At 45.2% G+C, this 15,525-nt stretch carries 15 protein-coding genes; 11 read left to right on the plus strand and 4 right to left on the minus strand.

Going from position 1 to position 15,525, the window contains the following annotated elements; all coding sequences use genetic code 11:
• Positions 1-16: 16 nt before the first annotated feature.
• From NDK47_RS11620 to tnpB, 8 genes are all read left to right on the plus strand, one after another.
• Positions 17-1,387, plus strand: a complete 1,371-nt coding sequence (locus NDK47_RS11620) for an MFS transporter (protein ID WP_407653436.1) — start codon at positions 17-19, stop codon at positions 1,385-1,387.
• Positions 1,388-1,532: 145 nt separating this feature from the next.
• The gene (locus NDK47_RS11625) at positions 1,533-2,090 is read left to right on the plus strand and encodes a GNAT family N-acetyltransferase (protein WP_251874974.1); all 558 of its coding nucleotides are present in this window, start codon (positions 1,533-1,535) and stop codon (positions 2,088-2,090) included.
• Between the two features lie 318 nt (positions 2,091-2,408).
• Positions 2,409-3,512, plus strand: a complete 1,104-nt coding sequence (locus tag NDK47_RS11630) for an AAA family ATPase (RefSeq protein WP_407653409.1) — start codon at positions 2,409-2,411, stop codon at positions 3,510-3,512.
• An 11-nt stretch (positions 3,513-3,523) separates the two neighbouring features.
• On the plus strand, positions 3,524-4,618 hold the full coding sequence (locus NDK47_RS11635; RefSeq protein ID WP_251874975.1) for a vWA domain-containing protein: 1,095 nt from the start codon (positions 3,524-3,526) through the stop codon (positions 4,616-4,618).
• A 228-nt stretch (positions 4,619-4,846) separates the two neighbouring features.
• Positions 4,847-5,410 carry a class I SAM-dependent methyltransferase gene (locus NDK47_RS11640; protein ID WP_251874976.1) on the plus strand — a complete coding sequence of 188 codons (564 nt, stop codon included), beginning with the start codon at positions 4,847-4,849 and terminating at the stop codon, positions 5,408-5,410.
• Positions 5,411-5,681: 271 nt separating this feature from the next.
• Entirely contained in the window at positions 5,682-6,380 is a 699-nt protein-coding gene (locus tag NDK47_RS11645; protein WP_251874977.1) for a response regulator transcription factor, read from the plus strand.
• Positions 6,373-7,440 (plus strand): sensor histidine kinase, encoded by a 1,068-nt coding sequence (locus tag NDK47_RS11650; RefSeq protein ID WP_251874978.1) that lies wholly within the window; start codon positions 6,373-6,375, stop codon positions 7,438-7,440. Before NDK47_RS11645 ends, NDK47_RS11650 begins: the two co-directional genes overlap by 8 nt.
• 106 nt (positions 7,441-7,546) lie before the next feature.
• On the plus strand, positions 7,547-8,665 hold the full coding sequence (gene tnpB / locus NDK47_RS11655) for an IS200/IS605 family element RNA-guided endonuclease TnpB (RefSeq protein ID WP_251874979.1): 1,119 nt from the start codon (positions 7,547-7,549) through the stop codon (positions 8,663-8,665).
• 371 nt (positions 8,666-9,036) lie between these two features.
• On the opposite strand, the gene NDK47_RS11660 is transcribed toward tnpB, so the two are convergent.
• Positions 9,037-9,963 carry an NAD(P)/FAD-dependent oxidoreductase gene (locus NDK47_RS11660; protein ID WP_251874980.1) on the minus strand — a complete coding sequence of 309 codons (927 nt, stop codon included), beginning with the start codon at positions 9,961-9,963 and terminating at the stop codon, positions 9,037-9,039.
• Between the two features lie 61 nt (positions 9,964-10,024).
• A complete protein-coding gene (locus NDK47_RS11665; RefSeq protein ID WP_251876119.1) occupies positions 10,025-10,501 on the minus strand; it encodes an Rrf2 family transcriptional regulator in 477 nt (158 codons plus the stop codon).
• Positions 10,502-10,718: 217 nt separating this feature from the next.
• Between NDK47_RS11665 and NDK47_RS11670 the strand changes: the two genes are divergently transcribed.
• On the plus strand, positions 10,719-11,528 hold the full coding sequence (locus tag NDK47_RS11670; protein WP_251874981.1) for a GNAT family N-acetyltransferase: 810 nt from the start codon (positions 10,719-10,721) through the stop codon (positions 11,526-11,528).
• 149 nt (positions 11,529-11,677) lie between these two features.
• Here the strand turns inward: NDK47_RS11670 and NDK47_RS11675 are convergent, their stop codons facing one another.
• Together NDK47_RS11675 and NDK47_RS11680 are read right to left on the minus strand one after the other, a co-directional pair.
• On the minus strand, positions 11,678-12,193 hold the full coding sequence (locus NDK47_RS11675) for an SRPBCC domain-containing protein (protein WP_251874982.1): 516 nt from the start codon (positions 12,191-12,193) through the stop codon (positions 11,678-11,680).
• Positions 12,194-12,224: 31 nt separating this feature from the next.
• On the minus strand, positions 12,225-12,551 hold the full coding sequence (locus tag NDK47_RS11680) for an ArsR/SmtB family transcription factor (protein ID WP_251874983.1): 327 nt from the start codon (positions 12,549-12,551) through the stop codon (positions 12,225-12,227).
• A gap of 454 nt (positions 12,552-13,005) precedes the next feature.
• Between NDK47_RS11680 and NDK47_RS11685 the strand changes: the two genes are divergently transcribed.
• The gene (locus NDK47_RS11685; protein WP_251874984.1) at positions 13,006-13,683 is read left to right on the plus strand and encodes a response regulator transcription factor; all 678 of its coding nucleotides are present in this window, start codon (positions 13,006-13,008) and stop codon (positions 13,681-13,683) included.
• A complete protein-coding gene (locus NDK47_RS11690; RefSeq protein ID WP_251874985.1) occupies positions 13,680-15,500 on the plus strand; it encodes a sensor histidine kinase in 1,821 nt (606 codons plus the stop codon). The genes NDK47_RS11685 and NDK47_RS11690 overlap by 4 nt, the downstream gene beginning before the upstream one ends.
• Positions 15,501-15,525 lie beyond the last annotated feature (25 nt).

Here is a 15,525-nt window from a genome sequence, read left to right on the forward strand (position 1 = left end):
ATTGAAGAAGTTATTGATGGCAGGCGGCCATACCAAATCGATCGTCTGGCTTAGCTTTCTTGCATTTTTCAGCGTTCTCAACGAGACCATTTTTAATGTATCGCTACCGGATATCGCTACCCATTTTCGTATCACGCCTTCGGCAGCGAATTGGGTAAATACCAGCTTTATACTGACGTTTGCAATTGGGACGGCAGTGTATGGGAAGCTGTCCGATTTGTATGGTTCGAAAAAACTGCTCCTGCTCGGTTTGTGGATCTACGGAGCGGGGTCCTTGCTAGGGCTGTTTTTCCATTCGTGGTATCCGGGTGTATTGGCGGCTCGAATGATACAAGGAGCAGGAGTATCTGCTGTTCCGGCGTTGATTTTGGTCATCATTACGCGATATATCGATAGGAAACACCATGGAAAAGCTTTCGGTATGGTGGGTTCGATGGTAGCTTGCGGCGAAGGAATCGCTCCTGTGATCGGAGGGGTTGTGACCGAGTATCTCCATTGGTTCATGTTGTTCCTTCTGCCGATGATGATGCTTCTGACGATTCCGATATTCATGAGAATCATTCCTGACGAAACTTCAGTAAAAGGAAAGACCGATGTCATCGGCGCCTCTTTGTTAAGTGGCGGGATTGTAGCGTTTACGCTGTTTATGACGGCATACCAGTGGGGATATCTGGCCGTGTGCTTGCTGTTTTTCTTGGCATTTGGCCTACGTATTCGACAAGCGGAACAACCTTTTATCGAACCCTCTTTGTTAGGAAAGCGAACGTTTATTATCGGTGTGCTCACGGGAAGCATACTGCTGGGAACAGTCGCCGGGTATGTATCCATGATTCCATATATGATGAAAGAGGTCCATCAACTACCGACAAGTCTGATCGGAATCGGTGTCTTGTTTCCCGGGACAGTCAGTGTCGCCCTGTTCGGAATTGTCGGTGGTGCATTGGTCGATAAGTTAGGGAAGGTATTCACAATGTCGGCAGGCTTAAGCATGATCGGCTCAAGTTTTCTGATCGTTTCATTATTCCCGGATCGAACGCCATGGCTTGTTTCTGGCGCCGTAGTTCTGACATTCGGCGGACTTTCATTAGTAAAAACCGTCGTATCCACCTTCGTTGCAGCCACACTGAGGCCCGAGGAATCCGGCTCGGGCATGGGTTTGTTGAACTTTGCCTGCTTCCTGGGCGAAGGGATTGGAGTGGCCACTGTCGGAGGTTTGCTGACAAAATCATGGCTCGCTTTCCCGCTCCTTCCGACTGTAACCGATGCTGCCGCATTTCATTACAGCAACCTGATACTGATCAATATTGCCGTTCTGGTCCTGGGAGGGATCGGTTTCCTTTTCCTTATCCCGTATCGACAATGGTGGGAAGTCCGAAAAACGATGTAACAGAGTGAATCAAAGAATTTACAGAACCGGCATGTAGACATGAGGGATCGTTCTCAATAATGAGTGATGCACATACGCAGGAAACGAAAGGACCGTCAGGGTGTTTGCCCCTGACGTTTTTTCTTATAAATATTGGAGGATGAATATGGATATTTTCATTAGGGAACTGAGGGCAGGGGACAATGAGTGTGGTGCAAACATTGATGGGAGCTTTATCGTGGACTCTACCCTTGTCTTGCAACTAATGGGACAGCGAATCGGATTTACGGTGAAGGAGATACCTCCTAGAAATAAAAGCTACGATGATGAACAGGTTGAAGAAGACACTGTTGAGGATTATTCGAACTATATCGGCAATCCCCATCAAATCATTTATTTAGCGCTCGTAAATAATCAAGTTGTGGGTCAAATTGTTTTGAAAAGAAATTGGAACAAATATGCCTATGTGGAAGATATCAAAGTTGATAAGCAATATAGAGGATACGGTGTCGGTAAAAAACTAATCGAACAGGCTAAACGTTGGACGAAGGATAACGGTATGACGGGAATCATGCTAGAGACACAAAGTAATAATGTCCGTGCATGTAAATTCTACGAAAGCTGTGGTTTTGTCATCGGAGGTTTCGATTCCTACGTCTACAGAGGTCTAGGTAAAGATAGTGATGAGATAGCAATTTATTGGTATCTCATGCTTGATTCGTAAGTGATTGATCCTCAGCACTTTTCAACGATCAAAGAACGATAGTTCAATGAAACAGCGGTAGACTAGGACTTTATTTTATAAGTCAGAGTGTGCCGCTGTTTTCTTTTATGGGCGGCGCTGATTGTAAAAGGGGGGTGCCGGCTATATATGTTACGCAACGAGTATTCTTCTTCAAAAATGGATGGCAGATAACAGATTGACGAAGGAGAAGTTATCAGTTAAGATAAGCAAGTAATTTAGTAAATCACTAATTTATTAATTCACTAAATAAGTAGATGCGAATTGACGTCATAACACTATTTAGAAAGGAGAACAATCATGCATAACGATGAATATATTTTGTCACCCGCGAGGCAACTGTCAGATGCAGAAAAAGAACTTATTTGGAAAAAGCCTTTCTCTCATAAGGTTAGCGAAGAAGAACGGCGCATTTGTAAAGAAATAAAGCGAAATTGGAATCGCGGGGAAATGAAAATCGCCAATATTTTGCTGGAGGGTGACGCCGGTTCCGGTAAAACTCAGCTTGCCAAAGCATTGTCCGCAAATTTCGGGCTTCCGTATACGAAAGTGACCTGTTTTGCCGATATGGATAAATCGGATATTATTGGCGCCATTTTGCCGGTTATTTCCTCCGAAAGATTAGAGAAAATGGACCCTGCGGACCAAAGCGTCTTGCAAGCACTGTATGAGAGCGATGGTTTTCAAAGCGCAACGGAAGTCATGATGGAGGTACTCGGTATTACTCAGGAGGCTGCAGCACGAAAGATGAAGCAATTATTGAAGAAGGCCTCGAAAAATATGGAGGGTGAAGCCGTTGAATATCGCTTCTACCCGTCTGAAATCGTCAGAGCTTTTCAGAAAGGATATCTTCTGGAAATTCAGGAGCCAAACGTTATTCGCGATGCCGCGGTGTTAATGGCTCTAAATTCGGCTTTGGAGCTGGACGGCAGCATCAATCTTCCAACAGAAATCATACACAGACATCCGGATTTTATTGCGGTCATTACCACAAATCGCAGTTATGCAGGGGCCAGGCCGCTAAACGAAGCATTGCGTGACAGGGTTCAGCATACGGAAAAGATGGATCTGCCTACGAAAGAAGTCATGATCGATCGTGCGAAGGCGAAAACAGGCTACGCAAATGAGCAGGTTTTAGACGTTCTAGCAGAAGCCATTATGGTCCTGGACAAAACAGCACGGGCAAATGCGATTAAAGGTGTAGCCGGCATGCGTTCCTACTTCTACTGGGTAGACGCATTTGCCGCAGGTGCTTCGGGAATTGAATCTTTGTATCACAAGGTTATTTACAAAATTACGACCGATTCAGAGGAAATAAAAATACTGGAAGAAGCGCTTAAAACGCATGGTTTGGTAGAGAAGATCGATGAAATTGAGGTCGGGATAAAAAAAAACGGATTGTAGACACGGCGGAAATGAGAACTTGGGGAAGTGTAGATGATTCGGGCTCTGATCTTGCCAACAATGAAGGAGAAACAGGGATTGCTTTGAAAAAGTCCGCTGAAAGTGATGAAAACTCATCTGACAGTGCTTCCGATGATTCTAATGTAACGGAAAGCTCGGATTTGGGAGAGAATGGATTGCCGATGGTTCATCAGGCAAATCCTGACCCAAAGTCGGTGGATGCGAAGCAAAAAGAACGTGATTTCCGGAAAAAGCTGAATCGAGATGCGCGGGAGATTGTGTCCGAATCGATTCATAAAGGGGTAAAGCTGATTGTGCACCGTCCGGAATACAATCCGGAAAATAAACAGGAGTATATCGCCTTAAGCAAGGAGCTAATGCCTGTCGTAAGGGAAATCGCCAGAAAAACGCTTCCGTTGTTGGAGCATGAGGTATCTTCTAAATTTGCGAGAAATCATTATTACGGTACCAAATTTCAAGCAGAAAGCGTAGCTTACCGGGATTACAAGTATTTTGCCAAGAAACTCCCTCCGACGGAATCTCCCTCCCTAGTGGTAGGCCTGAGAATTGATGAATCAGCATCGATGGCGGCATTCGGGAGATTGGAGGCAGCAAAACGCGCGGTAATTGCGGTATATGAATTTTGTCAAATTTGTAAGATCCCCATTTTGATCTACGGTGATACAGCCGATGTGTCCAAGATGGAGCAAATGTCGCTATTTGCGTATGCTGATTTTAATAACGCGGATTCCCATGATCGATTCAGGCTCATGAACATACGTGCAAGAAGTAATAACCGAGATGGCATGGCGCTTAGAATCCTTGCGGAGAAGCTAGTGGCTGCTCCTCAAGAGACAAAGCTATTGATCAGTTTAAGCGACGGACAACCCAAGGCTATGGACAACTATACCGGAGTTTATGCGGCCCAAGACATGCAACAAACGATAGCTGAATATGAACGGAAAGGAATTGCATTTTTGGCAGCCGCAATCGGGCAGGACAAAGATGTCATTCAACAAATTTATGGGAATGAGAGATTTTTGGATATTTCGGATCTGAATGAGTTCCCGGCCAAGTTGGTTCGAATTATTGCACGGTATTTGTAAGTTCGATGATCATGGAAGTCTGGGGGAAGAAAAGACAGGGATACGAATAGACACAAGCAAGGGCCGTTTGCAGCATAGAAGCAGCAGATAAGAAAACCCGTCAATTATGTGAATTGGCGGGTATTTCTTTACGTTCCGCTCAACTTCAGAAATTTTTCAGAAATTCCTTTGCTCGTTCCGAAGATATTTTTCTTAGCATAAGGATACTGATCTGAGGGAGGGAGACTTATGATACACATGATTCAAGAGAAGCTGTTGTTTCTGTACAAATTTTTACGGGATCCAAAACAAATCGGCAGCCTTACGCCAAGCTCAATGTTTTTGGCCAAAAAAATGCTCGAACCGGTGAATTGGAATCGGGTTGAGCATATTGCTGAGTTAGGGGCGGGCACGGGGGCTATCACCAAATATATCGAAGCAGCAAATATGAAAAATGCGAAGGTCTTGCTTTTTGAAAAGGATACATTCTTGCGCAACAAATTGGCACAACGATTCCCTGCGTATACCGGTTACGCCGATGCGTGCGTGCTACATGATACACTTCGGAGAGAACACATCGGACATTTGGACTGTATTGTGAGCGGACTGCCGTTTTTCAACTTTCCGCAGCAATTGCGTGACCAGCTTATGGAACAAATCGTAACCTCACTGAAGCCGGGCGGTTTATTCATCGCCTTTCAATACTCGCTGCAGATGAAAAACCAGCTCAGCAGCCTGTTCGATATTGAGCATATTCATTACGTCCCTTTGAATATACCTCCGGCATTCGTATACGTCTGTCGAAACCGGTAACGGCAAGCAGGCTTTTTCACTTGGTCCCCGCCTTTGTTTTGAAACGCATGGGTGTGTTTATCAGCTTGCTGTTAGGTGTGTGGTTCGGTTATTTGAAAAATGAGTGATTGATCGGCTGAGCCGAAGGAAAAAATGAAGGTATAGAGGTTCAGAGACACTTGTATATAAATGTGGTAGCTTTGCATTAAGTAGAAATGATTTCTTCTTTTAGACATTCACGTCATGTCCTCTGTGGTTGGCCACAGCAAAATTTTTCAAGGAGTGATAAAGCTTGACTCACAAAGTGCTTGTCGTCGATGACGATCCGGAAATTCGAGATGTGGTTCATATTTTTTTGCGAAATGAAGGGTTTCATGTATGGGAGGCCGAGGACGGCTTGCAGGCCTTGCAAATTTTGAACCGTGAAGCAGTCGATCTGATCATTTTGGATGTAATGATGCCCAATCTCGACGGGATTAAAGCGTGTTTCAAAATCCGTGAAATGTCGAATATTCCGATCATTATGCTTTCCGCCAAAGGCGAGGATATCGATAAAATAACCGGGCTGACGACGGGGGCTGACGATTATGTCGCCAAGCCGTTTAATCCACTGGAACTGATCGCTCGGGTAAAGGCGCAGCTTCGCAGGCAGAAGCTGGCGGGAGGAGGTAGCAGCAAGTCCGTGTCCGACAGTGGGATTATCGAAATTAACGATCTGATCATCGATAAAAATCGCCATGTTGTGACGGTGCGCAGTAAAGAAGTATCGCTCACTCCGCTCGAGTTTTCGATTCTGGAGCTGATGGCCAGCCATCGTGGACATGTGTTTAATGTGGAAAAAATATACCAAAGCGTGTGGAAAGAGGACAAATTTTTATCCGATAACACCATCATGGTTCATATCCGCAATATTCGCGAAAAAATTGAAGACAATCCGCGAGAGCCTAGGTATATCAAAACCGTTTGGGGAGTGGGGTATAAGGTTGAATAAGAAGCAGAAACGAAAGCTCCTTTCCACTTTAAGCTGGAAAAAGAATATTCGAATCCGAATGTTCTGGGCAGCTTTTCTAAGCTTTAGCTGTATGGTGGCTTTATCATATATTCTCACGTATTTATCGCTCGATCTTATGTTTTTTGGGGTGATTGGCGATCTCATTTTTATGATCGTCTCGTTTTTGTTCTTCTTCTTCCTCTTCACGCGCCCCATTGTTCGTTATTTGCGGACACTTGCCGAAGGCCTCTTAACCATAGCGGGCGGGAATCTGGATTATCGGCTGCCAGCGTCCAATGAAGACGAGCTGGGAGAAGTCGCCAAGAGCATTAACTTTATGGCTGAGCAGCTCCAGGAAAAAATAAATCGGGAACGCCAAATCGAAAATTCGAAAATGGAACTGATTACGAGTGTTTCCCATGATCTGCGTACGCCTTTAACCAGCATCATTGGTTATTTGAATTTGTTGAAGAATGATAATCTCGAAGATCTCGATGAACATAAGCGCTATATCAACAACGCCTACAACAAATCTCAACAGCTGAAGAAGCTGATCGACGACTTGTTTGAATACACACGATTAACAAGTGGAGCGGCGAACCTTTCTTTTACGAAGGTGGATGTGAACAGTTTATTGGAGCAGATCATGAATGAATTCGAACCGATTGCGCTGGAAAAATCGCTCACGGTTCGTACGTTTCTGGATCAGAAGCCGATTTACGGTTATGTCGATACTGAAAAAATGGTCCGCGCCATCGATAACCTGTTGATGAATGCGCTCAAGTTTTCGGTAAAGCCGGGTGAAATCACGGTACGGCTGTCAGCGGATGAGCAGCATATTTATTTTGCGGTTGAAAATAGGGGGAAACCAATCCCGGAAGAGCAGGAGAAACTGCTTTTCGAACGGTTTTATAAAGCTGATCCGTCAAGAAACGACCATCACGGGTCGCCCGGTGCAGGCATGGGCCTTTCCATTGCCAAAAACATTGTCGAGCTGCATGGAGGGCGAATCGGGTTGAACCATCAAAACGGACACTTCACTTTTTTTATCATTATTTGACCAGAAGACTCCTACCTTCTATAAGTGGGAGATGAATGGTCGACTTCTTTGGAATTACATGGTAAACTGGACTAAGAACAAGTGTTCTTAAAGGGGGTGAAACTCCATGGAACAATACAAAGCGTTTCAATTCCGTCTATATCCAACACCAGAACAGGCCACGCTCATCAACAAAACGATTGGATGCTGCCGGTTTGTGTTCAATCATTTCCTCGACAAGTGGAATCAATCGTATCAGGAAACAGGGAAAGGACTAACGTATCGTCGTTGCTCCTCACAACTTCCTGCTCTCAAAACCATGTATGGATGGCTAAAAGAAGCAGATTCCATTGCCATTCAAACGACTGTAAAGAATTTGGGAGACAGCTTCGCGCGGTTTTTCAAGGGACAAAATGATCGGCCCAGATTCAAAAGTAAGAAGAATCTTGTGCAATCCTACACAACGAAGTACACCAATGGAAATATAGGAATGGTCGGTCATCATGTGAAACTTCCGAAACTGGGACTTGTGAAATGTGTCAAGTCAAGAGAAATAGAGGGACGGATCTTGTCTGCTACCATCAGACGCAAACCATCCGGGAAATACTTTGTTTCCATTCTCTGTGAAGTGGCCATCAAACCATTCGAACAAGGAGAACAAACGGTAGGCGTTGATCTTGGGATCAAGGATTTTGCTACGCTTTCCACTGGAGAAAAAATAGCGAATCCAAAGAACGATCGAAAGTATGAGAAGCAACTAGCCAGATGGCAACGAATCCTTTCTCGTAGAAAGAAAGGAGGGAAAAACCGGGAAAAAGCACGGATCAAAGTTGCTCACTTACATGAAAAAATATCCAACACACGCAACGACTTTCTCCACAAGCTCTCTGCCAGACTGATTCGCGAAAACCAAGTGATCTGTATGGAGGACTTGCAGGTGGAAAACATGGCCAAAAATCACAAGCTGGCAAAATCAATCGCAGATGCATCATGGGCTGCTTTTCGTACCATGGTTGAATACAAGGCGAAATGGTACGGTAGAATCATCAGCATCGTAGACAAACGGTTCCCATCCAGTCAGCTATGTTCCCATCCCTCTTGTGGATATCGACATAAAGAGGTAAAGAATCTCAATCTACGTGAATGGGAATGTCCATCGTGTGGAACCGTCCATGATCGCGATATTAATGCAAGTAAGAATATTGAGCAAGAAGGACTTCGATTGTTAGGGATCATCCTAACTTAACTGTGGGTCGCACAGGGATCGCTTGGTACATTTGGCTTCGGTAGAAGTCATTACCCAAGAATCCCCCACTTCAAGCGAACGCGAGTAAAAGCTAAGTGGTGGGAGCGTTCAATGAAATTTCGAGAATGTGGTCCTTCGATTTTATCCTTTTTTAGATTTTGGTTAGTGTCCATTTAGATACACACACTATCATATTCATTAAGCACTTCCGCGATGTTCGCGATATCGGTCTTCAAACCGTGGGGAAAGAGTAAAAACGTTAAAATCAAAAGGGAACTACGATAAAGAAAATCGGCGGCCGCTTTTCGGGATTTGACCGAAAAATGATCGCCGATTTTTGGGGATTGATTACGCAACCAGCCACGAAAGACTCAAATTTCGCTCGTGTTTCTCACCCAAGCCTCCAAATTCAACTCATTGTTGATAGCCGCGGCGGCAAATGAGCCCATAGAGGCGGCGGCAATGGCCTGATGCATTCGCGTTGCCGCATCGCCAGCGCTGTAGACGCCCGGAACGTTCGTTTTCCCAAACTGATCGACGACGACTGATCCCGCTTCTGTGATGTCGCATCCAATGGCTCTCGGCAAATCCGATCCCGTAACCAGCTCCGGTTTAAAAAAGATCCCCCTGCATGGAACGGTGGTCCCGTTTTCAAGAACAACTTGCTGCACAATTCCGTCGTTTGATTCGATGGATCGGATCGGCGATTCGAATACGGGAACACCATGCTGGCTGAGCTCCTCGCGTTGAGCATCCGTCAGCTCATCGGGGCCATTCGTGCAGATGGTAAAACGGTTCGTCCATCCGGATATGAGTGGAGCAAAATGCATGAGATCAGCCCCCTTAACAATAATGACAAGCGGCTGATCCCTTAATTCCCAACCATCGCAATACGGGCAGACAAAGGCGCTTTTCCCGTATACCTCCGCAAGTCCTGGAATGTCCAACGGACGATCCTTCATGCCGACGGCAAATAATACCTTTTTGCTTTCAAAAGCTTGTCCTTGCGCCGTCTCAATTTGAAACTGGCCGTTCGTTCCCGCAATCGACACGGCTGTATCCGCCACGAAAGACACAGAGGGATACGCGCTGATCTCTTCCTGCGCAATCCGCCGAAACTCGCTCGGACTGATCCCGTCGCGGGTAAGAAACCCGTGGGCCTCACGAGTCACTGCGTTTCGGGGACGGCCTTCATCAATCACCGCCACGTTTTTTCGCGCCCGTCCCAGCACGAGGGCCGCATTCAACCCTGCGGGTCCTCCGCCAATAATCGCCACATCGAGAAGTTGTTTCTTCATGTGTTCATGCACCTCCGTGGATCTGTAATATCCATAATTAGAATACAAGAAGAGAAGTGGATCACTTCTTGTTTACAGCTTGGTTGCAATTCTTGATCGCTTCGTTCAGCACCGATTGGATGGTATGCTCCCGCAAGTATTGATACAGATGTTGTTGGGCGCCGTCCATTACCTTTTTAACGAGGCATTCACATTTTTCCTGATCCCGTTCTGCAGTTTTTTCTTCCGCTAACATCCGATGCTGTTGCGAATTCAAATTTGAGCATTCGAACAGTTGTTGCCTGCCTTCGATCACTTGGATAACGTCAAGAAATGTAATCTGCTCGGCCGGTCGTGCAAGCTCGTAACCACCGTTTACCCCAGGCACGGCACGTACGATCCCATCCTGACGCAGCTTGGACATGATTTTAGATAAGTAGCTGTCCGAAACGCCAAGTGTCGCTGACAGTTCCCTGATTCCAATGTTGTGGCGATGCTCCGAGTGAGCCAAATGAAGTAAGGCGTGAAGGGCGTAATCGGTACTTTTGGAAAACTGGATGTTTCCTTCCTCCTTTCTAAGCAATTGATCTTATTATAGACCTTCAATGTCCATGATATACAATTTGATCTAAATTTTCAAGGACAAATGTAACAGCTGACAAAATGCGAATCATTGCGATAAGCGGAATAGAACAGCTAGGTGTAAGAAGGAACTTCAGACGGATTGAAGAATGAAACATTGCTCCCAATTTTACGGGAAAGGGGATATAGTGCTTATGATTGAGTTATCCAAGGATTCCTTTTATAAAGTCATGCCTCTTCTTAAAAATGGTCATCCTCATCCTGAGGTTCTTTCCATTCTAGAAAATAATAACCCAGGTTGGGTCTTTTCTGATCAATTAGACTCGCCCACGACTGCCTTGATTTGGAGCAAGGGAATAAGAGGATTTTACCTTATTGGTGACCACAACAATCATGTTTTTAACAACGAACTAAATAATTATATAACAAATAAAATGAAGCCAAGGATGAAGGAACAGGGTTTGGACAACTTCGAAGTTTCGGGTCATCATGACAAATGGAATCTGGAATCGCTTTTTGCTTCAAGGCAACTTCAGCAATGGGACCAACTAGTGTTTCAGCTAACGGATTTTGAAAACAAAGCTCTTGAACCGAGTGATAATCGAATGACAGCTCTGCATTTACAGTCACACGAATGGAGAGATCGAAACTTTATGAATAGCAAATTTGTGGATGACCATATCGATCTGTTCTGGTGTACACAGGATGATTTTTATAAAAAAGGTTACGGCTATGTTGCGATTGATGGGCCTGAAATAATTGGTGTTTGTTACTCTAGTTTTGTTACTCAGGAAACTCATGCTATCGGAATTGAAACTCTTCCTCACTATCAAAAAAGCGGTGTAGGTACGTACCTGGCAGGCTTACTTGTGAATAAAATTATTGAAAATGGCTTTTCAGCCTACTGGGATTGTTCGTTGAGTAATGATGCATCGAAAAAATTAGCACTCCGATTAGGGTTTAAACAGGTTCATCAATATAAGTGCGTTGGTTTTGCAATTTGAGTACCTAATTTAGCCTATGGGTTTGAGTGCCTTGTAAATGAAACAGCGGCAATCCATGACTTTATTTTCCAGTCATTTTTGGCTGCCGCTGTTTTGGGTCCAACCTAAGGCCGGACTTTTCTATTTTATTTGGGGGAACGGTGTATTTCCTATTTGCTCTTCTGTAAACGCTCTTCCAGACGGTCCCAAGTTTCGGTGATACCTTGCAGCATACCCATATCCATGACCGTTTTGAGAGATTCCGCGGAAGCATATTCCGCACGGCTGACCAGTTTGGTCTGGCCGCCTAGATCGATGAATTCCATCGTGATTTCGGTCGACGGCATGTTTTCGTTAATATTGCCTTCGGAATCCGAGAAGTAATCCATATAGACGATGGACTTTGGCTCGTTAATCTCTTTGTAAATGGCTTTGCCCCAAGATTCCATTCCGTAAAATTCGCCTTGGTTCGGATCGACGCATTTCATACAGAAGTGCCAGGCTCCGCCCGGTCGGAAATCGACAGTGCAAACCGGAAGCTCCCAGCCTCTCGGTCCCCACCAATGCTTAAGATGCTCAGGCTCTTTGAACATGCTGAACACGAGGTCGCGCGGTGCGTCGAATACTCGTTCCAACACCAGCACCCGATCGTTCTCAACTCTTGAAACCATTTGTTTGTTTGACATTGAAACTCCTCCTCGTCAATTTTCCCACTCATCAATTCATCGGTTTTTTGCCCTGCAATACATTAAGATAATCGTCCAACTGATCCAACCGTTTTTCCCACATTCGTCTGTAGGAGTCAAGCCACTTATCCATTTCTTGAAGTGGTTCGGGTCTTAGCCTGTATATTCGTCGATTCGCGACCGGTTGGACCTCCACTAGACCGGAGTCGCACAGGACGCGAAGATGCTTGGAGGTTTGAGGTTGGTTCAGTTCCAGCTTCTCCGCAATTTTCCCCACCGGAAGCGGTCCGTCCAGCAGAAGTTCGACGATATTCAGGCGGTTGGGCTCAGCCAGGGCGCTGAAGGTTTGTACCTTCATGTCGGATCCTCTCCCAATGTTTTTTCTTCCGTGTTCGCCTCCAAAACCGTGTATTTCTACATTAGAAATCACCTTACTTTTTCCGAAGAAACATGTCGTAGCTTGTTACTGATTTAAATATACGTGATACGGAATATTCCTGTCAAGTAATATACAAACCCTTGCTTTTAAACCAGCAGTGCAGAAATTGATGTTGCTCCAAGGCTCGGACCGGAGCCAGTGGAGCAGCCTGATCGAAATGACTACTTTCAACTTTGGTGCAAAGGAAATGTAGCGTGAAAATGTCTTTTGCGACACTTTTGATATAATGGTAACGAAAAACCTAGAAACGCAATGACCGAATGGATATTACTCATAGAGAGACCCTGGCAACATTACGCGTTAACATGTTGACAGGACTCCTTTACGAAAAAGTTTGAAAGTATGCGCTAAAAAAATGTTGAGAGGTTGTTATATGTCAAAAACCATACTGATTGTAGAAGATGAGCCTATTTTACGCGAAATCATTAAGGATTATCTGCTTGAGGAAGGATTTATGGTGCTGGAAGCTTCAGACGGGAAACAAGCGCTCGCGTTATTTCAGGAACATGAGCTGGATTTAATCATTTTGGACATCATGCTGCCTGAATTAGACGGATGGTCCGTGTGCAAGCGCATCCGCAAAGTTTCAAACGTCCCCATACTCATGTTGACCGCCCGTGCGGATGAGGACGATACATTGCTTGGTTTCGAATTGGGCGCCGATGATTATGTAACCAAGCCGTACAGCCCTCCCATCTTATTGGCGAGGGCGAAACGTCTGTTGGAGAGCCGACATATTCGTGAGCTAGAGAACGATACGTTATCCAGCAGTGGCATTGCCATCCATTTTCCATCCCGATCCGTTTCCGTCGATGGGAAGAACTGCAGTTTAACGCACACGGAATTCGAAATGCTGGCTTATCTGATGAAAAACAAAGGAATCATCATAACGAGGGAACAGTTGATTACAAAGATATGGGGATATGACTTCGTAGGAGACGATCGGACGATCAACAGCCATATCCGCAACCTGCGTTCCAAGCTGGGAGAACATGCCAAGCACATCGTCACTGTGGTCCGTTCAGGATACAAATTTGAGGATCAACCATGAAAAAGGGTATTGTGCGCAAGCTGTTTTTGTTGACGACCGGATTATGCGTGTTGATCCTTGCCGTTATTTTTGTTGGACAAACCGTGTTCTTCAAACAATTCTATGTTCATCAAAAGGTGAAGGACGTACAGGCAGCGCTCATGTCATACGAACGCGACTACCTGAATGATGCCACCAATACACAGGAAATAGCGATTCTCGAGCAAAATTTTTATCAAAAGTATAATACCTGGATCACGACATTGGATGCCCGAGGCAATTTGATAAATACCGACGATTTCTTCATGGAGATCAAGCTGAATGCTTCGGATGATACACTGTCAAATAAGACGTTGAAGGTTCCGCTGTACAGTGTGATCAACGTAGAGGATTTCAGCAGCAACAACCCGTTCCTCATTCCTTGGATTGAAGAAGGGGGGACGATCGCGATTGAAGGCATTATCATGAACAATCAACCGGTTATCCTGCGGATGGGGAGAGCGGTATCCAACCTGCGAGAGGAAAACCAACTGGAAAATCGCCAGATGGTGAACAAGGAGTATGAAGTCGTCGTCAAACGATTTGCGAATCCGACCCAGTATCATGAAAAATATCCAGGATTTCTCGTCGAGGGAACGATTACAAAAGTACAATTACCGGAAGGTGCAGGAGTATCTCGTTATACGAACCATCTATTCCTGGAGCGTATCAAAGCTTTCCAAGCCGACCTGCTGTACGGAGACTATGATAGCAGCGGGAACGTGAATCAAATCGTTGATTTTGAAGAGAACCATGTGAATTACAAAATCTTCGTAAACCGCATGAACGATCACCACGGGAATCCCGCATATCTCTTCGCGGTGACGTCACTGCAGCCCGTAAATGAAGCCGCGGGGATGATTGAAAAATACTATGTGTACATTATTATCGGCACGCTTCTGCTCGTACTGTTTGCATCGTTTTTTTATTCCCGCTGGATCGCTCGTCCCTTGCTGCGCATCAACCGTACGACGCAGCAAATGGCAAGTCTTAACTTTTCCGAAAAATTACCGGTCACGACCAAGGATGAGATCGGAGATTTGTCGCGAAACATTAACGCGCTTTCCGATCGTCTGCATGCCCATATCCTCCGATTAGAGCAGGACATCGAGAAAGAAAAGCAGCTGGAGCACACGCGGAAGGAATTTATAGCCGGCGTATCGCATGAGCTGAAAACTCCGTTAAGCGTCATGCAAAGCTGTCTTTCGATTCTGCAGGATGAGGTTGCACCCCATAAGCGGGATCATTATTTTAAAGCGATGGAAGACGAAGTAAAAAGAATGGACCTGCTGATCGCGGATATGCTGGAATTGGCAAAATATGAATCCGGGACGTATCAGATGAAAATCGATTCGTTTCCTATCGATACTCTCATCGAGCGAGTTTGCGAAAAATTAGCTGCGGGCATTGCGAGCAAGCAATTGCATCTGAACACTGCTCTGATATCCGTCGAAGTCGTTGCCAATGAACTTAGGATTGAACAAGTCCTTGTCAATTTCCTCACCAACGCAATTCGCTACACTCCGGAGCAGGAGTCTATTTTTATCACAACCACTGAAGAGCGGGACACCGTTAAAATTTGTATTGAAAACAAAGGAGCCCATATTCCGGATGAACAACTGGAGAAGATCTGGGACCGATTCTATCGCGGAGAACCTTCCCGTCATCGGTCCAGCGGAGGAACCGGCCTCGGCCTCGCCATCTCCAAAAAGATTCTGGAGATGCATGATGTGCCATATGGCGTAACCAATACGGCGGAGGGCGTAATGTTTTATTTTCATTTGAAGAAAAAAGCGTAGAACTTCGGTTCTGCGCTTTTTTTAA

Source organism: Brevibacillus ruminantium (genome assembly GCF_023746555.1).
In the GTDB taxonomy this organism is placed as follows: Bacteria; Bacillota; Bacilli; order Brevibacillales; family Brevibacillaceae; genus Brevibacillus; species Brevibacillus ruminantium.